The organism is Brevundimonas sp. AC546 (assembly GCF_979258305.1).
The window spans coordinates 2,847,444-2,865,827 of record NZ_OZ409849.1; the positions used below are offsets into that span (position 1 = coordinate 2,847,444).

Consider the following 18,384-nt stretch of genomic DNA (forward strand, 5'->3'; position numbering starts at 1 on the left):
CTTGAGCCGCAAGACCACCCGTCTGGAAGACATCGCCCGCCTGGCCGGCGTGTCCATCGCCACCGCCTCGCGCGCGCTGAACGACAGCCCCGCCGTCAACGACCGCACCAAACAGACGATCTGGAAGCTGGCGAAGGAGCACGACTATCCGTTCCGCCGTCACATGCCTGCCGGCCCCATCGGCGCTCAGGGCACCATCGCCCTTGTCGTGCCGCGTCCGCAGGGTCGGGAAGGGCGCCTCAGCGATCCGTTCTTCCTGGAACTGCTGGCCGGGGTAGGCGAGGCGGCGCGCGAGCGCGGCTGCGACCTGTTGATGAGCCATATCTCGCCCGCCAACTATGACGAGCTGTCCGCCGCGCTGAACACCAGCCGCGCGGACGGAGTGATCTTCCTGGGTCAATCCAGCCTGCATTCGGCCTTCAACCGACTGGTGGACGCCGACCATCGGTTCGTCGTCTGGGGAGCCGAACTGCCGGATCAGGACTACTGCTCCATCGGCTCGGACAATATCTCGGGCGGACGTCGTGCGACGCTGCACCTGGCGCGGCTGGGGCGAACGCGCATCGTCTTCCTGGGCGACCTGGATCCGCCCGAGGCGATGCAACGGCACCGCGGCTATCTGGACGCGCTGAGCCAGGCCAAGCTGGCGGTGGATCCGGACCTGATCGTGTCGGCCCATTTCGAGGTCGAGTCGGCCGAGGCTACGGTGGACGCCCTGATCCGGCGCGGCGCCGTCTTCGACGGCGTGGTGGCCGCGTCCGACCAGATCGCCCTGGGCGCCGTGCGCGCCCTGCTGCACGCAGGCATCGACGTGCCGGGCCAGGTCTCGGTCATCGGTTTCGACAATGTGCCGTTCAGCCGCTATTCGCGCCCGGCCCTCAGCACCATCGCTCAGGATACGATGAAGGCCGGCCGGTTGATGGTGTCCAAACTGCTTGACCACGGCGGCGCCGCAGCAGGCCGATCCGAGCGCGTTCCGACCGAGTTGATCGTTCGCGAGACCTGCGGCGGCTGAACCCGTCATCCGGCGTCGGCGAACAGCAGGCCCGCCAGCGGCTGCAGCAGGACGCCATCCGCCTCGGTCCAGTTCACCGCCTCGATCAGACGCGCGCCTTTGGGCGGCGACCAGTCGATGGGGGCATGGCTGAGGTTGAACACGCACAGCAGGCGTTCGCCGCCATCCGCGCGCTCGAAGCGGTGGAAGACCAGCAGATCCTTCGGCCCCTCGACCAGTTCCAGCCAGCCGATGCGCAGCGCAGGATGGGCGTGACGCAGGGCGATGATGCGACGCGCGGCGTGCAGGACCGATGTCAGGTCCGCCTCCTGCGCGTCCACCGCCAGCGGCAGATGGCGCGGATCGACCGGCAGCCAGGGCTCGACCGTCGAGAAGCCGGCGTTGGGCGCCGACGCCATCCAGGGGATCGGGGTGCGGGCCCCGTCCCGGCCCAGGGTCAGGGGCCAGTTGGCGATGGCCTCCGGATCGACCAGCCGCTCGAACGGCACCTGGGCCTGGGGCAGGCCCAGCTCCTCGCCCTGATAGACGAAGACATTGCCGCGCAGGCACATCAGCAGCAGCAAGGCCATTTCCGAAAAGGCCTTCTCGTCGCGCCCTTGCGCCCAGCGCGACACCGCGCGCGGCGCATCGTGGTTCGAGAAGGTCCAGGAGGGCCAGCCCTCGCCCTGGCGATCCGGCCACATGCTGTCGCCCACGCCGATCAGTTCGCTCATCAGGGTGTCGGCGTACAGGTAGAGGAAGCCATAGGCCGAGTGCAGGCGGTCGTTCCCGGCGGTGAATTCCTTCATCTCGCGGTCGGCGTGGTCGCCGCCGACCTCAGCCACCGTGAAGCGGCCCTCATAGCTGTCGGTCAGGGCGCGGACGCGGTTCAGGAAGCCGATGATGTCGGGGTGGGACTGGTTGTAGATCTTGTCCTGGAAGTCGAATGGTCGCGTCCGCTTTTTGCCGTCTGCGATTGGGGGATTGTCGCGCAGGCTGGGGTCGTGGATGGCGAAGTTGATCGCATCCAGCCGGAAGCCGTCCACGCCCCGGTCCAGCCAGAACCGAGCCGCCGCGATCAGGGCGTCCTGCACCGCAGGGTTCCTGACGTTCAACTGAGGCTGAGAGGTCAGGAAGTTGTGCATGTAATACTGGCCCCGTCGCGCATCCCAGGTCCAGGCGGGGCCGCCAAACACCGACTGCCAGTTCGACGGCGGCGAACCGTCCGGCTTGGCGTCGGCCCAGACGTACCAGTCCGCATGTTCGCCGTTTCGGCTGGCGCGGCTGTCGATGAACCAGGGGTGTTCGTCCGACGTGTGGGAGAAGACCTGGTCGATGACGACCTTCAGGCCCAGCGCATGGGCGCGCGCGATCAGGGCGTCGAAGTCGTCGAGGTCGCCGAAGATCGGATCGATGTCGCAATAGTCCGACACGTCATAACCGAAGTCCTTCATCGGCGACGTGAAGAAGGGCGACAGCCAGATCCCGTCCACGCCCAGGGAGGCCACGTGATCCAGGTGCTGGGTGATCCCCTTGAGGTCGCCGACGCCGTCGTCGTTGGAGTCCGCAAAGCTGCGCGGATAGATCTGGTACAGAACCGCGCCCCGCCACCAGTCGTGCGCAAGCGCGGGCGCGGCGTCAGCCGTGGAAAGGTCGAGAGGCTGGGCGGTCACGGAACGCTCTTGCAGACGAGGTAATCGAGGGGAGGGACGCGAACGGCGACACTGGCGGGCGCGGAAGATTGGGCCGCGCACTCGCCGCGCAGACCCTGCCACCGAAGCGAGCTTGGCTCCACCTCGACCTGAGCCGCGACGGGGGTGGTCGAACTGTTGACCAGGACCAGGATCTCACCGCCGTCTTCGCCCAGGCGGGACATGGCGAACAGGCCGGGCTTGTCGCCATAGGCGCGCACGACCTGACGGCCGCGTCGCAGGGCGGGTTCGGCGGCGCGGATGCGGGCCATTTCGGCGATGGCTTGGTACAGCGGGGCCTCGGTGGAATAGGCGGGCTGGCGACCGCCGACCGGGGTGGTGTCGCGATAGACGGGCGTCTGGCTGGGCCACATGTCCTGACGTGAGTTTCCGTAGCCGCCCGCCCCGGCGAAGCCCTGTTCGTCGCCGTAATAGAGTGTGGGCACGCCCCGGCTGAACATCATCAGGGCGTGGGCCATCTTAATGCGCGCCAGCAGTTCGGCGTCGTCGGCGTTCGGGTTGGCCTGTTTCACGAAGAAGCCGACCCGGCCCATGTCGTGGTTGCCCAGGAAGGTCGGCAGGATGGCCGCCGTGGCCGCGCCGTCCGCGTAGATGACATCTGCGTCGAACAGCTTGGTCAGAGCGTTGGTCCCGACCTTGCCGGCCGCCACGTCCACGGCCTGTTTCTGGAAGGGGAAGTCCAGAACAGCCGGATAGCCGTCCGCCCGCGTGAATCGAGCGGTCACCGCCGGATCGGTATCGTACACCTCGCCGAAGATATGGAAGTTCGGGATCCCCTTGGCCTCGGCGCGGGCGATCATGGCGGGGATGAAGGCCTGCCAGAACTCCGGGTTCACATGGCGAGCGGTGTCGATGCGGAAGCCGTCGATCCCGTATTTGTCGATCCAGCCGCCGAAGATGTCGATCATGCCCTGGATCACCACCGGGTCCTCGGTCAGCAGGTCGTCCAGGCCGGCGAAGTCCCCGTCCAGGCCGCTTTCGCCGGTAAAAGTGCTCTCGCCCCGGTTATGGTAGTGGATCGGGTCGTTCAGCCAGGCCGGGACCTTGGCGTTCTCCTCGCCGGCCGGAACATAGGGCGTATAGGCGTAGTCGGGCCGTGTAAGGCGCGAGAAGTCGCGGCCGTCGAAGCCTTCGTTGATCGGCGCGCCATCGACGCCGCCCCGGCGGGTGTAGGGATAGTCAGCGCGATTGCGATAGGCGCAGCGCCCCTCGGGGCATTCGCGGTGCTGGATCACGTCGGCCGTGTGGTTGGCGACGATGTCCAGATAGACTTTCATGCCGCGCGCATGAGCCGCCTCGACCAGGGCGCGCATCGTCGCCGCGTCGCCGAAATGCGGATCCACGGCCGTGAAGTCGGTGATCCAGTATCCGTGATGCGCCGCGCCGGTGTAGTCGCCGTGCGACTGGACCGGCTTGTTCTTGAAGACTGGAGCCAGCCAGACCGCCGTGGCGCCCAGGCCCTGGATATAGTCCAGCCGCTGCGTCACGCCCGCCAGATCGCCGCCGTGGTAGAAGTCGGCGTCCGACGGATCAAAGCCGCTCTTCAGCCGCTCGGCAGAATAGCCGCCGTTGTCGTTCGACGGATCGCCGTTGGCGAACCGGTCCGGCAGCAGGAAATAGATCACCTCGTCCTGAGGCAGGCGCTGGCGCAGGTCGGCCAGGCTGTCGGCGCTGGCGTTAGAGGCGAGCAGCAGGCTCGCTGCGGCGGCCATGGCGTGCAGTCCGTTTCGGACGGCGGTGCTGTTCCTCATGATGCTCACTCCCTGCCGTCTGGAAAATGCAAAGCCTTCCAGATCGATTTGCAAGATTTTGCAGCAATGGCCAGGCCTGTCAACGCGGGTTTAATTTGCTGCAGCGCAGCGCAAGCGTCGCCGTTCGTTGCCGCCTATCTAGTCTGTAAGGGCGTGAAGCGACGCCGGGGGAGGGCCGAAATCAGGCCATAATATTAACTGCTTGCAACCTTGCCAAAGATTTGCATATTTTTGCGACGGCTTCAGATCGCGACGCTCAGAAACGCGATCAGCCCCAGGGAGGATGACCATGTTCCAACGTCTCAACCGGCGCGCGCGCCTGCTATCCGGCGTCGCCTTCGGCGCAGCCGCCATGATGTCGGTCGGCGCCGCGCAAGCGCAGACCGCCACAGCAACTGCCCCAGCCAACGATCAGGCGACCGAAGTTGGCGAGATCGTCGTCACCGGCATCCGCCGCTCCATCGAGGCGTCGATCGCAGCCAAGGCCGCCAACACCTCGATCGTTGAAGTCATCTCGGCCGAGGACATCGGCAAGCTGCCGGACGTGTCGATCGCCGAATCCCTGGCCCGCCTGCCGGGCGTGACCTCGCAGCGCCTCGATGGCCGCAGCCAGGCCATCTCGATCCGGGGCCTCGGTCCCGACTTCACCACTGCGCTGCTGAACGGGCGCGAACTGGTCACGACCGGCGACAACCGCGGCGTGGAGTTCGACCAGTTTCCGTCGGAACTGCTGGGCGGTGTGACCGTCTACAAGACCCCTGACGCCGCCTTGGTCGGCCAAGGTCTCGCGGGCACGGTCGATCTGCGCACCGTGCGCCCGTTGGCTTATGGTCGTCAGGCGTTGGCGGTAAACTATCGTCATGAGTGGAACGACATCGGTGCCCTGAACTCGGGCACGACCGACAAGGGCGACCGCTACACCATCTCCTACATCGACCAGTTCCTAGACGGCACGCTGGGCGTCGCCCTGGGTTACGCCCACATGAGCTCGCCCTATCAGTCCGAGCGGTTCAACAGCTGGGGCTATCCGAACTATACCGACGGAAATCTGGTGACCGGCGGCGTCAAGCCCTACGTCATGTCGTCGGAGCTAGAGCGCGACGGTTATATGGGCGTGCTGGAATGGCGCCCGAACGACCGCATCCACTCCACGATCGACGCTTTCTATTCCGAGTTCAAGAACACCCAGGTCCTGCGCGGCATCGAGTTCCCGCTGGCCTGGGGCGGTTCGGCCGGGGACTGCACTGTGAACGTGCCGTCGGCGGTCTGCCGTCCGGCCCCGTCGCTTCGTCCCGGCTACACGGTCGAGGACGGCATGATCGTCGCCGGCACCTGGGACAATATCAAAGGCGTCGTCCGCAACGACCTGAACAAGCGCGACAGCAATATCACGGCCCTGGGCTGGAACACCGAGTTTGTGGCGAACGATGACTGGACCCTGGGTCTGGACGTCAACTACTCGAAGGTCGAGCGCAACGACATCATCCTGGAAACCAACGCCGGCACTGGGCGCAACATCAACGGCGCGCTGGACACCCTGGGTTTCGAGCTGACCGACGACGGCGTGACGCGGTTCACCAGCCAGCTGAACTATGCCGATCCGTCCCTGATCCGCATCACCTCGGCCCAGGGCTGGGGCTCGGACGTCATTCCGGGCGGTCAAGTCGGCTATATGAACACCCCGTCCATCGAGGACGAAATCAAGGCCGTTCGCTTCACCGCCACGCGTGAACTGCACCAGAGCCCGTTCAAGTCCATCGACTTCGGTGCGAACTATTCGGAACGCACGAAGAGCTTCGTCAACGACCAGTATTACCTCGGCGTCCCCGGCGGCGGCGATCTGACGGTGCCATCGGAATATCTGCTGGATCCGACTGATCTGGGCTACCTCGGCATTTCGCAGGTGCTGAGCTACGACGCGCTCGGCCTGGCCAACAGCGGCTTGCTGGATCGAGTTCGCAACCCGAACGCTGACGTCGCCGCCGGCAACTGGGATGTGACCGAAAAGGTCTCGACCGCCTATATCCGCGCCAACATCGATCACAACCTGTTCGGTCGCGCGCTGACCGGCAACGTCGGCATGCAGTTCGTCTACACCGATCAGGAAGGCCGCGGCTTCGAGGCGCAGCAGATCAGCGATGGCGTCGCCGCCGTCGCTGAGCTCACGGGCGGCGCCAAATATCTGGAGATCTTGCCGAGCTCGAACTTCATCTTGGAAGTCGGCGACGACCTGTTCGCCCGCTTCGCTGTGGCTCGCACCCTGGCCCGTCCGCGCATGGACGATATGCGCGCCTCGCGGAACTTCTCGTTCAACGCGGGCAACAACAACGCCTCGGCGACCCCGACCCAGAACTCTCCGTGGGGCGGCGGCGGCGGCAATCCTGAACTCAAGCCCTTCATCGCCGACGTGGTCGACGTCTCGTTCGAGAAGTATTTTGCGAACCGCAAGGGCTACGTCTCGCTGGCCGCCTTCTACAAGCACCTGGAAAGCTACGTTTATACCTACAACCGCATCTTCGACTTCACCGGTTACCCGACCGGCGGCGTCACTCCGGTGATCAACGAGGGCATCATCTCGACGCCCGAGAACGGCGAAGGCGGCTGGATCAAGGGTCTGGAATTCTCGGTCTCGGCGCCCTTCGACATCTTCCATCCGGCGCTGGAAGGCTTCGGGGGCCTGTTCAGCGCCTCGCAGACGGACAGCGAGGTCCAGCCCGACCCGTTGAACCCGCCGACCACCATGCCCGGCCTGTCAGAAACGGTCATCAACGGCACGCTCTATTATGAGCGCTACGGTTTCCAGACCCGCGTTTCCGCTCGTCACCGCTCGGATTACCTGGGAGAGGTCGCCGGCTTCGGCAATGGTCGCACCCTGCGTTCGGTCGCAGCGGAAACCGTCGTGGACGCCCAGGTCGGCTATGAGTTTCAGTCCGGTCCGTTGGAGGGACTGTCGATCCTGGCCCAGGTCAACAACCTGACCGACGAGCCGTTCAAGACCTTCGAAAATGGCGATGAGCGCCGGACCATCGACTACCAGAGCTATGGCCGAACCTTCGCGGTCGGCATGAACTACCGCTTCTGATTTCCTCCCCTCTCTTCTGAGCAAACTTGGGCCGCCCCGTTCGCGAGGCGGCCCTTTTCTTTGCCTGACCCCACACGTGGTGGAAAAGTTTCGTTACAGTCGGCGCTTTTCGGCTGGACGCATGGGGCGTGATGTCGGAACCAAGCGAGACGAGAACCGTGCGACAACAGCGCGGCCGTTTTTGTTCACTGGGGGATCACATCCATGACCGTTCCGGACGCCGGAAAACGCCAGGGCGCAGGCCTGGCCTTCGCCTATGTCACCACGCTGTTCTTCGCCTGGGGCTTCGCCACCTCGCTGATCGATCCGCTGATCGCAGCGGTGAAGCGCGTGTTCGATCTGAACAACGCCGAGGCCTTCCTGACGACCTTCGCCTGGTTCATCGCCTATGGGTTGATGTCGCTGCCGGCCGCGTCGGTGCTGAGCAAGCTGGGCTATAGCCGTTCGATCATCGGCGCACTGATCGTTATGGTCGCCGGCTGTCTGATCGTGCCGGCCGCCACGGCCGCCGACTGGTATCCCGGCGTGCTGATCGCCCTGTTCGTCATCGCCTCTGGCGTCACCCTGTTGCAGGTCGCAGCCAATCCGCTGGTCGCCGAACTGGGCAGCCCCAAGGGCGCGTCCAGCCGACTGAACCTGTCTCAGGCCTTCAACTCGCTGGGCACGACGATCGGCCCGTGGCTGGGGTCGCACGTCCTGCTGACGGGTGGCGTCTTCGCCGCCGGGGCCGTCGTCACCGTCGCCACGCGCACCGAGTCCTTGCGCAGCATCGACATGGCCTTCCTGGGCATGGGATCCTTCTTCGCCCTGGTCGCCGTCTTCATCTTCACGGCGCGCAAGAAGATCAACGCCGCCGCGCCGGCCTCGACCGAAGCGGTGTCGCCGCTGAAGGCCCTGTCCTCGCCCTGGGCGGTCTTCGGCGCCCTGGCGATCTTCCTTTATGTCGGGTCGGAAGTCGCCATCGGCGGCATGCTGACCAACTTCCTAGAAAGCCCCGACATCCTGAACGCCCCTATCGAGACAGCGGGCAAGATGGTCGCCCTCTACTGGGGCGGCGCCATGGTCGGCCGGTTTATCGGTTCGGCTGTCCTCACCAAGGTTCGTCCCGGCATCGTGCTGGCCGTCTGTACCGTGGCGGCGGGCATCCTGTGCCTGATCGTCAGTCAGATCGGCGGTCCGACGGCGGCCTACGCCGTGCTGTCGATCGGCCTGTTCAACTCGATCATGTTCCCGACCATCTTCACCCTGACGCTGGAGCGGTCTACCGCGCCGACCTCGGCGACTTCGGGTTTGCTGGTCTTCGGCATCATCGGCGGCGCTCTCTTGCCTCAGGTCGCAGCGCACATCGCCGATGCGGCGGGCAGGTTGCAACCGGCCTTCATCGTGCCGATGCTGGGCTATGTCGGCCTGACAGTCTTCGCCATCGCCTGCATTCGCACCAAGGCGCGGGCCGAAGTGACCTCGACCGCCTCGCACTGAGGCTGGTCGTCGGACAAGACAAAGGGCGCGGAGGTTTTCCTCCGCGCCCTTTTGCATTCCCGGGTCAGATCAGCCGTCGATCAGGGCCTGAAGGATGGGCGCCAGCCGGTCGCGCATCTCCTCGCACTGGGCCGGTTCGATGTTGAAACTGCCGCCGCCCAGCTCGCGGCTGACGGACATACCCATGATGAAGCCGGCCAGCAGTCGGGCGCGCACGGTCGCGTTCGGTCCGCTGAGCCATTCCTCCAGCGGGCCGAAGAACCGCGCGGTGCAGGTGGTCTGGACCATGTCCGACGCCTTGGCGGAGCCAATGGAGCGCAGCATGATGGACATGCCTTTGAGCTTGTCGGCCTTCTTGGGTTCGAAGACGATCTCGTGCGCCACGCGCCGGCCGAAATCGGCTTTCTCGCCCTGCATGAGCGCGCTGCCGTCGCCGCAGCTGTCCAGTGCGGCCAGGAACAAGTCGTCCTTGGAGCCGAAATAGCGGCTGATCAGCGCGGCATCGACGCCTACGTCCCGGGCAATGTCGCGCATGCCCACGTCGTCATAGCTGTCCGCCGCGAATCTTTCACGCGCAGCATCGAGAATAGCCGTGCGCGTCGCGGCGGCGTTTCTCGGGCGTGGGCCGGGACATAACAAGGTGATGACACTCCACAGGTGAATAACCGTAGATCACATATGGCTTTGTCAACGCCTGTTGACAAGCGCCACGGCTCCGACCATTAAGTCACCACGCGTTGACAAGGCCGACTCCCCATCGGCCTATGTCCGCACGACTGGGATTTCACCTCCGACAGGGAGATTGCGCAGATGCGCGGGCTGAAGATTGCGGCCGTATCCGTCATGGCGACGGGTGCGCTTTATGGTTGTTCCCCCAAGGCGGAGGCTCCGGCGCAAGGCGCGCCACCGGTGACGGTGGCCACGCCCTTGCAGCAGCAGGTGCGTGACTGGGACGAATTCACGGGCCGCTTCGAAGCGGTCGAGAGCGTGGACGTGCGCGCCCGCGTCGGCGGCTATATCCAGGCGGTTCACTTCCGCGACGGTCAGATGGTCCAGCGCGGCCAACTGCTGTTCACGCTGGATCCGCGTCCGGCCCAGGCCGCTCTGGCCCAGGCCCAGGCCCAGGTGACCCAGATGCAGTCGCAGGTCACGTTGAGCCGCGCCAACCTGGCCCGCAGCGAGACCCTGCTGGCCTCGCAGGCGGTGTCAAAGGCCGAGTATGATTCCAACAAGGCCGCTGTCGACGCGGCCCAGGCCAACCTGGCGGCCGCCAACGCCGCCGTGCGCACGGCCCGTCTGAACCTGGACTACACCCGCGTGACCGCGCCGACCTCGGGCCGCGTGTCCGATCGTCGGGTCGATCCGGGCAATGTCATCGCCGGCGGATCTTCGGCGGGCGACGTGCTGACCACCATCATCTCGGGCGGGCCGATCCACTTCGTCTTCGACGGTTCGGAAGCGGTGCTGCTGAAGTATCTGCGTGAGGGCGGCGCCAATCAGGGCGCGGCGGTCAACGTTCGCCTGCAGGACGAGAGCACCTACAAGCACACCGGCCGTCTCGACTTCTCTGACAACGCCGTGGACACCGCGTCGGGCGTCATCCGCCTGCGCGCCATCCTGCCCAACGCTGACGGCTTCCTGCGCCCTGGCATGTTCGGCAGCGCCCAGGTCGCCGGCGCCGGTTCCTATAACGCCCTGCTGGTGCCGGATTCGGCCATCGGCACGGATCAGGCCCGCCGCACCGTCGCCGTGGTCAACGCCGACGGCACCGTGACGAACAAGGCGGTTCAGCTCGGCCCGATCGTGCAGGGTCTGCGCGTGGTGCGTTCGGGCCTGGCCCCGACCGACCGCGTCATCATCGCCGGCCTGCAACGCGCGGCCCAGCCGGGATCGAAGGTCACACCCAAGAACGGTCAGATCCAGCCGGTCGCGGCCGACGCTTCGCAAGCGCCGGTCACCCAGGCGGCCCCGGCGTCCAGCGCCTCGTTCGCCAACTCCATTCCCGCTGGCTAAGCCATGAACATCTCCCGCTTCTTCATCGACCGGCCGATCTTCGCGGCCGTGATCGCGGTGGTGATCTCCATCATCGGCATCGCCGCCTATCCGCTGCTGCCCCTGTCGCAGTATCCGGAGATCGCGCCGCCGACGATCACCATCAACGCCGCCTATCCCGGCGCCTCGGCTGAGACCCTGGCCGAGACCGTCGCCGCCCCCATCGAGCAGGAGGTGAACGGCGTCGAGAACATGCTCTACATCACCTCCTCGTCCACATCGGACGGGGCGGTGGCGATCACCGTGACATTCCAGCCCGGAACGGACCTCGATTCCGCACAGGTGCTCGTCCAGAACCGGGTCGCACTGGCCGAACCCCGCCTTCCCGAGGCGGTTCGTCAGACGGGCGTCGTGGTCAACAAGGCCGAGAGCGGCTTCCTGATGATCCTGGGGCTGACGTCGCCCGACGGAACGCTGGATAACGACTATGTCGGGAACTACGGCAACTCGACGCTACGGGACCGTCTGCTGCGCATCGAAGGCGTTGGTGCGGTGCAGGTGTTCGGTGGCGGCAACTATTCGATGCGTGTCTGGATCGACCCGGCCAAGGCGGCCGAGCGTGGTCTGACAGGCCCCGAGATCGTCGCCGCCCTGCGGGCCCAGAACGTCCAGGCCGCCGCCGGCTCCATCGGCCAGCCGCCGTTCGCGAACAGCGCCGCCTCCTTCCAACTGCCGGTCCAGGTTCAGGGCCGTCTGACCGATCCAGAAGAGTTCTCCAAGGTCATCCTCAAGACGGACGCCGAAGGGCGTGTGACCTATCTGCGCGACGTGGCGCGGATCGAACTGGGTGCGCAAGATTACGGCATCCGCGGCTTCTTCGACGGTCAACGCGGCGTTGGTCTGGCTATCGTACAGCAACCGGGCGCGAACGCGCTGGGTACGGCTGAACGCGTCCTGGCCGAGGTCGAGGCCGTTAAGGCCGAACTGCCGGCCGGCATGAACATCTCGGTTCCGTACAATCCGACCGAGTTCGTCGCCGCCTCGGTGGAGTCGGTTCAGCATACGCTGGTCGAAGCCGTCATCCTGGTCGTCATCGTCATCATGGTCTTCCTTCAGACCTGGCGCGCGGCCATCATCCCGATCATCGCCATCCCCGTCGCCCTGGTCGGCACCTTCGCGGTGCAGCTGGCGCTGGGCTATTCGATCAACTCCCTGTCCCTGTTCGCCCTCGTCCTCGCGGTCGGCATCGTCGTCGATGACGCCATCGTGGTGGTCGAGAATGTGGAGCGGGCCATCAGCGAGGGCCTCACGCCAAAAGAGGCGGCCTATCGCGCGATGGAGGAAGTGTCCGGCGCGCTGATCGCCATCGGCCTGGTGCTGGTTTCGGTGTTCGTGCCGACCATGTTCCTGCCCGGCATCCCCGGCATCTTCTATCGCCAGTTCGCGGTCGTGATCGCCTCGGCATCGGTCATCTCGCTGTTCGTGTCTCTGACGCTGTCGCCGGCCATGGCCGCCCTGCTGCTGAAGCCGCACAAGAAGGACCACGAGCACGCTCGCAAGCCGGGCGTTCTGGGCACGGTCGTCTATTACGGCGGCTGGGCTGGACGTAAGTTCAACGAAGGCTTCGACTGGCTGTCGGACCGCTACGGTCGTCTGACGGCGCGTCTGGTGCGTACGGTCGGTCTGGTGCTCATCATCTACGCCGGTCTGCTGGGTCTGACGGCCTGGCGCCTGATCGACACGCCTTCGGGCTTCATTCCCGAGCAGGATCAAGGCTTCCTGATCGGCGTCATCCAACTGCCGGCCGGCGCCTCGCTGGATCGCACGCAGGCGGTGATGGAACGCGCGAGCAAGATCATTCAAGGCACGCCTGGGGTGAACGGCACCGTGGCCTTTGCAGGCCTGGACGGCTCCAGCTTCTCGTTCGGCTCCAACGCCGCCACAATCTTTGTGCGTCTGGACGGGTTTGAGGAGCGTTCCAAGAAAGAGGCCGCCACGGCCCTGGCCGGGGCCATCACCCAGGCCACCGGTCAAATCGAGGACGCGCAGATCTTCGTCATCGCCCCGCCGGCGGTGCAGGGTCTGGGCACCGGCAACGGCTTCTCGATGATGATCCAGGATCGCGAAGGCGCCGGCTATCGTCCGCTGGAAGGCGCGACCTTCGCCATGATGGGCGCCGCCGCCCAGGCGCCGACCGAGGTCAGCCAGGTCTTCTCGACCTACAACACCGCCTCGCCGCGCATCACCGCCGACGTCGATCGTGGCAAGGCGCTGATGATGGGCGTCCAGCCCAGCGCCGTGTTCGACACGCTGGGGGTCTATCTGGGCTCGTCCTACGTCAACGACTTCAACATGCTGGGCCGCACCTTCCGGGTGACGGCGCAAGCGGAGCCGCAGTCCCGCGACGACATCGCCGACATCGCCAACCTGAAGACCAAGTCGTCGTCGGGGGCCATGGTGCCGATCGGTTCGGTCGCAAACCTGGTGAACGACTCGGGGCCGGCCCGGATCGTGCGTTACAACCTGTTCCCGGCCGCCGAGCTTCAGGGCAATGCGGCGGCGGGCGTGTCGTCCGGCGAGGCGCTGCAGATCATGGAGAACATGGCCGCGCAGACCCTGCCCCAAGGCTTCTCGTACGAATGGACGGGCCTGGCCTATCAGCAGAAGGCGGCCGGTTCGGGCGCGACACTCATCTTCGTGATGGCGGTGGTGTTCGTCTTCCTGGTGCTGGCGGCTCAGTATGAAGCGTTCACGCTTCCGCTGGCGGTCATTCTGATCGTGCCGATGTGTTTGCTGGCGGCCATCATCGGGGTGAACCTGCGGGGGCTGGACAACAACATCCTGGTCCAGATCGGGCTCGTCGTTCTGATCGCCTTGGCGGCCAAGAACGCCATCCTGATCGTCGAGTTCGCCAAGCAAGCCGAAGAAGAGCAGGGCATGAACCGGTTCGAGGCTGCGGTAGCCGCCGCCAAGACCCGTCTGCGTCCGATCCTGATGACTTCGTTCGCCTTCATCCTCGGCGTCGTGCCGCTGATGCTGGCGACGGGTCCGGGCGCGGAGATGAGGCAATCGCTGGGCACGTCCGTCTTCTCGGGCATGCTGGGCGTGACCTTCTTCGGCCTGATCTTCACGCCGGTCTTCTATGTGGTCAGCCGCTGGCTGTCCTCGAAGCTGCCGCAGGGCCAAAAGCCCAAACCCACCACGACGCCTGAGACACCGGTGCGTTACGACGAAACCAGCGACCTGACCGATCCGAACGCTCCGGCGCCCGCGACCGGCCGGGGAGGGGACATCTGATGACCCGCAACAAGACCCTCAGCCTCCTGACCGCCGCAGCTTCGAGCGCCCTGCTTGCCGCCTGCGCGGTCGGGCCCAAGGCGCCCGTCGCCGACCTGCCCGTGGCCGGGACGGGAGGCTTCGTCGGCTCGGCCAGCCCCACCGTCTCGACCGCTGCGGCGCGCGACGACTGGTGGCGGCTATATGAAGACCCGACGCTGGACGCCCTGATCCAGCAGGCCTTCGCCGAGAACAACCAGCTCGAAGCCGCCTTCGCCAACCTGCGCGCCGTTCGGGCGTCGCTGTCGGAGGCCCGCGTGGGTCGTTTCCCGACCACGACGACCAGCGCCCAAGCCCAGCGCAGCCGCGCGTCGGCCGCCACGGTCCAAGGCCTGCCCGCCGGTCAGGATGCGCCCGAGATCGACACCTATGATGTCGGTCTTCAGGCGTCGTACGAGATCGACCTGTTCGGCCGGGTGGAATCCACCATCCGCGCCGCCCGCGCCGACGCCCGCGCCGCCGAGGCCGCCCTGGCCACGGTCCAGGTCACGGTCGCGGCCGAGACGACCCGCGCCTATGCCGACACCTGCTCGGCCAATGCGCAAATCGCGGTCGCCGAACGGACGCTGGAGCTGCAACGCAACACCGCTGAGCTGACCCAGACCCTGCTCGACGGCGGGGCCGGCACCGGGCTGGACGTGGCCAGCGCCCGCGCGGCCCTGGCTCAGACGGCGGCGACCCTGCCGACCCTGCGCGCGGCCCGCAACGAGGCGCTGTTCCGCCTGGCTACCTTGACCGGGGTCACCCCCGCCGAGGCCAGCCAGGCCGCCGCCGCCTGCGTTCGTCCGCCGCAACTGACCCAGCCGATCCCGGTGGGCGACGGCGCTGCCCTCTTGGCGCGTCGCCCCGACGTGCGCGAGGCCGAAGCCAATCTGGCCGCCGCCGCCGCTCGCGTGAACGTGGCCACCGCCAACCTCTTCCCGCAGATCAGCCTGGGCGGCTCAATCGGCTCCACGGCGCTGGAATCCGGCGAACTGAGCGACGACCAGAACTTCCGCTTCAGCTTCGGTCCGCTGATCAGCTGGTCGTTCCCCAACGTCTTCGCTGCGCGCGCCCAGATCAAGGCCGCCGGGGCCCGGTCGGACGCGGCGCTCGCCACCTTCGACCAGACGGTGCTGACGGCGCTGCAGGAGACGGAAACGGCCCTGTCCAACTACGCCAATGAACTGGACCGACGTGCAGCTCTGACCGAGGCGCGCGACCAGGCGGCCCGCGCCGCCGACCTGTCGCGTCTGCGCTTCAACGCTGGCGCCGATAGCTTCCTGCTGGTGCTGGACGCCCAACGCACGCAAGCCGCAGCCGACGCGGCCTTGGCCCAGTCGGACGCCCTGGTCACCACCTACCAGATCGCCCTGTTCCGGGCGCTGGCTGGCGGCTGGCAAGCCGACAGCTGATGGGGTTCGCGTAACGACAGGAGCAAAGGGCCGGGCGACGCATCGCCCGGCCCTTTTTCCTTTTGAGCCGTGGTCTCCCATGCAGGATGAGACGATCATCCACAGTCTCGCTCACGTAGCATGTTCCGCATTTGTTCTCGTCATGCTCTAACCGTTCTCGGCGGTCGGCGGTGTGATGGAGGACGAGATGAACGACGGAATACTGGCTCATATGATGGCCGAACTGGATGCAGAACTGGCGCGGGCGGAATCGTCCTTGCCCGCCCATCCCGAACACACGCGCCAGACCGAGATCATGCGCGCCCTGGCTCTGGGGCTGGGCAACTTCGAGCGGATGCGGGCGCACGATGTGCATCTTCTGGCGGCCAGTCTGTCGCCCAGGATGGGGCGTGCGGGCGTCGCGTCCTGATCCCCTCAGAAAAGTGCGCTCTGCATGCGGCGCACCCTTCGCATGGGGCGAGGCCGCGTCTATGACGCTTTGATGATCGCACGCCTTCGCCCCGTCCCGTTCGACCTCGGTCCCGTCCATTTCGTCGGCATCGGCGGCATCGGCATGAGCGGCATCGCCGAGATCATGCTGAAGATCGGCTATTCGGTGCAGGGCTCGGACGCCAAGGCCAGCGCCAATACGGAACGCCTGGAGCAGCTGGGCGCCCGCATCTTCATTGGTCATGACGCCACCCATGTGGGCGAGGGTGTCTCGGCCGTCGTCTATTCGACGGCGGTCAAGGCCGAGAACCCCGAGATGAAGACGGCGCGAGAGCGTCGCATCCCGCTGGTGCGCCGGGCCGAGATGCTGGCCGAACTGATGCGGTTGCAATTCTCGATCGCGGTCGGCGGCACACACGGCAAGACCACGACGACCTCGATGGTCGCGGCGTTGCTGGACGCGGCTGGGCTGGACCCGACGGTGGTCAACGGCGGCATCATCAACGCCTATGGCACCAACGCCAAGGTCGGAGACGGCGACTGGATCGTGGTCGAGGCGGACGAGAGCGACGGCAGCTTCCTGCGCCTGAAATCGACGGCGGCCATCGTCACCAATATCGATCCCGAGCACCTGGACCACTACGGCGACTTCGACGGGGTGCGGAAGGCGTTCGTCGATTTCGTCGAGAACATCCCCTTCTACGGTTTCGCCGCCGTCTGCCTGGATCACCCGGAGGTGCAGCGGCTGGTCGCCGCCATCGATAACCGGCGGCTGGTGACCTACGGCGTCAATCCGCAGGCCATGGTGCGGGCCGAGAACATCGACATGGGCGCGGACGGCTGCCGGTTCGACGTGGTCTTCCACGGGGCGGGCGCGGATGCCGACGAGACGCGGATCGACGGCCTGTATCTGCCCATGGCCGGGGGGCACAACATCGCCAACGCCCTGGCCGCCATCGCCGTGGCGCGCGAGCTGAACGTGGCCGACGAGGCGATCCGGACCGGTCTGGCCGGCTTCGGCGGGGTCAAGCGCCGCTTCACCACCACGGGCGTGGTCGGGGGCGTGCGCATTGTCGATGATTACGGCCACCACCCAGTCGAGATCGCCGCCGTCCTGAAGGCGGCGCGCCAGGTGGTCCAGAACGCCGAGGGCGACGGCCGCGTCATCGCCGTGGTCCAGCCGCACCGCTACACCCGCCTGCGCGACCTGATGGAAGAGTTTTCGACCTGTTTCTCGGACGCCGACGCGGTGCTCGTGGCCGACGTCTATGCAGCGGGCGAGGCGCCACTGGACGGGGTGGACAAGCATGCGCTGGTGGACGGCGTCCGCCGCTTCGGTCACCGCTCGGTTCAAGCGCTGGACGGCGTCGAGGTTCTGCCGGCCGTGATCGCGGGCGAAGCGAAGACGGGCGATCTGGTCGTCCTGCTGGGCGCCGGCGACATCACGTCCTGGGCCTATGCGCTGCCGGAACAGTTGGAAGCGTTGAACGGCTGACGGTCCGCGCCTCAGAGATGAACGAGAATCATATTGCCCGCGATGAAGGCCAGGAAGCCAGCCATCACGAATGCGGTGGCGAAAGAGGACAGCCACTCCTGTCGACCACGGATGCTGAGCGCCTCATGTTCATTCAGGCCTCCGGCGGCAAGCCGTTTCCGGTCCGCTTCGAACAATGGCACAAGGCAGGCAAAACTTAGCGCCATCGGCAAGAAGACGATGACCAGTTGAACCAGGCTGGAAAAAGATGCTCGGCCTGCGCTGAACCGCCACAGGAAGGACGTCAGTGCTTCTTGATGGCCCAAGGGCGCGTAGGCGGCGATCAACGAGCTCATTCCGACCAGATACAGGATGGTGTAGACGGCGATCTGGCGCGCCCCCCACTTGATGCGTGGAGGTGGCTGGGTAGGCTCTGAACCAAAGCCTGGCATCTCCTCGCCGAGCAGGAATTCGCCAGCCGCCTGCTTGCGTCGGATGTGCCAGAACCATCGATGGGTCGCGGCGTGCAGGATGGGCAGACCGATTACGGCGACGAACCCGACCAGAATCAGGTTCAGGACTTCCTCGGCGGTGATGGCGATCGCAGTGTAGGTGTTTACGGCGTAGACCAGCCCGATCCAGCCCATCAGCACGACCGCCGTCAGAACCATGGAGAGAGCGAGAATCTTGACCACTTGAACGGGTTTCATGATGCGACCCTAGGCGATGCAGGACGGGGCA

Annotated in this window: 12 protein-coding genes; 8 read left to right on the forward strand and 4 right to left on the reverse strand. The window is 66.0% G+C overall.

Going from position 1 to position 18,384, the window contains the following annotated elements:
• Nucleotide 1: 1 nt before the first annotated feature.
• Nucleotides 2-1,015, forward strand: a complete 1,014-nt coding sequence (locus tag ACZZZD_RS14095) for a LacI family DNA-binding transcriptional regulator (RefSeq protein ID WP_463435783.1) — start codon at nucleotides 2-4, stop codon at nucleotides 1,013-1,015.
• A gap of 5 nt (nucleotides 1,016-1,020) precedes the next feature.
• Here ACZZZD_RS14095 and ACZZZD_RS14100 read toward each other — a convergent pair whose 3' ends face one another.
• Together ACZZZD_RS14100 and ACZZZD_RS14105 are read right to left on the reverse strand one after the other, a co-directional pair.
• Entirely contained in the window at nucleotides 1,021-2,667 is a 1,647-nt protein-coding gene (locus ACZZZD_RS14100) for an alpha-amylase family glycosyl hydrolase (RefSeq protein ID WP_463435784.1), read from the reverse strand.
• Nucleotides 2,664-4,457, reverse strand: a complete 1,794-nt coding sequence (locus ACZZZD_RS14105; protein ID WP_463435785.1) for an alpha-amylase family glycosyl hydrolase — start codon at nucleotides 4,455-4,457, stop codon at nucleotides 2,664-2,666. The genes ACZZZD_RS14100 and ACZZZD_RS14105 overlap by 4 nt, the downstream gene beginning before the upstream one ends.
• A gap of 289 nt (nucleotides 4,458-4,746) precedes the next feature.
• Here ACZZZD_RS14105 and ACZZZD_RS14110 point away from each other — a divergent pair, with 289 nt between their 5' ends.
• Complete coding sequence (locus ACZZZD_RS14110) at nucleotides 4,747-7,539, forward strand: TonB-dependent receptor (protein WP_463435786.1); 2,793 nt, start codon at nucleotides 4,747-4,749, stop codon at nucleotides 7,537-7,539.
• A 204-nt stretch (nucleotides 7,540-7,743) separates the two neighbouring features.
• Entirely contained in the window at nucleotides 7,744-9,018 is a 1,275-nt protein-coding gene (locus ACZZZD_RS14115; protein ID WP_463435787.1) for a sugar MFS transporter, read from the forward strand.
• Nucleotides 9,019-9,087: 69 nt separating this feature from the next.
• Here the strand turns inward: ACZZZD_RS14115 and ACZZZD_RS14120 are convergent, their stop codons facing one another.
• Nucleotides 9,088-9,657 carry a TetR family transcriptional regulator gene (locus tag ACZZZD_RS14120; RefSeq protein WP_463435788.1) on the reverse strand — a complete coding sequence of 190 codons (570 nt, stop codon included), beginning with the start codon at nucleotides 9,655-9,657 and terminating at the stop codon, nucleotides 9,088-9,090.
• Nucleotides 9,658-9,828: 171 nt separating this feature from the next.
• Here ACZZZD_RS14120 and ACZZZD_RS14125 point away from each other — a divergent pair, with 171 nt between their 5' ends.
• From ACZZZD_RS14125 to murC, 5 genes are all read left to right on the forward strand, one after another.
• On the forward strand, nucleotides 9,829-11,031 hold the full coding sequence (locus ACZZZD_RS14125) for an efflux RND transporter periplasmic adaptor subunit (protein WP_463435789.1): 1,203 nt from the start codon (nucleotides 9,829-9,831) through the stop codon (nucleotides 11,029-11,031).
• Between the two features lie 3 nt (nucleotides 11,032-11,034).
• Nucleotides 11,035-14,307: an efflux RND transporter permease subunit gene (locus ACZZZD_RS14130; RefSeq protein WP_463435790.1), complete on the forward strand. Its 3,273-nt coding sequence runs from the start codon at nucleotides 11,035-11,037 to the stop codon at nucleotides 14,305-14,307.
• The gene (locus ACZZZD_RS14135) at nucleotides 14,307-15,740 is read left to right on the forward strand and encodes an efflux transporter outer membrane subunit (protein ID WP_463435792.1); all 1,434 of its coding nucleotides are present in this window, start codon (nucleotides 14,307-14,309) and stop codon (nucleotides 15,738-15,740) included. The genes ACZZZD_RS14130 and ACZZZD_RS14135 overlap by 1 nt, the downstream gene beginning before the upstream one ends.
• Nucleotides 15,741-15,927: 187 nt before the next feature.
• Nucleotides 15,928-16,149 carry a hypothetical protein gene (locus ACZZZD_RS14140; RefSeq protein WP_463435794.1) on the forward strand — a complete coding sequence of 74 codons (222 nt, stop codon included), beginning with the start codon at nucleotides 15,928-15,930 and terminating at the stop codon, nucleotides 16,147-16,149.
• A gap of 72 nt (nucleotides 16,150-16,221) precedes the next feature.
• Nucleotides 16,222-17,664 carry a UDP-N-acetylmuramate--L-alanine ligase gene (gene murC / locus ACZZZD_RS14145; protein WP_463436141.1) on the forward strand — a complete coding sequence of 481 codons (1,443 nt, stop codon included), beginning with the start codon at nucleotides 16,222-16,224 and terminating at the stop codon, nucleotides 17,662-17,664.
• Nucleotides 17,665-17,675: 11 nt separating this feature from the next.
• Here murC and ACZZZD_RS14150 read toward each other — a convergent pair whose 3' ends face one another.
• On the reverse strand, nucleotides 17,676-18,353 hold the full coding sequence (locus ACZZZD_RS14150; protein WP_463435796.1) for a hypothetical protein: 678 nt from the start codon (nucleotides 18,351-18,353) through the stop codon (nucleotides 17,676-17,678).
• Between the last annotated feature and the right edge of the window lie 31 nt (nucleotides 18,354-18,384).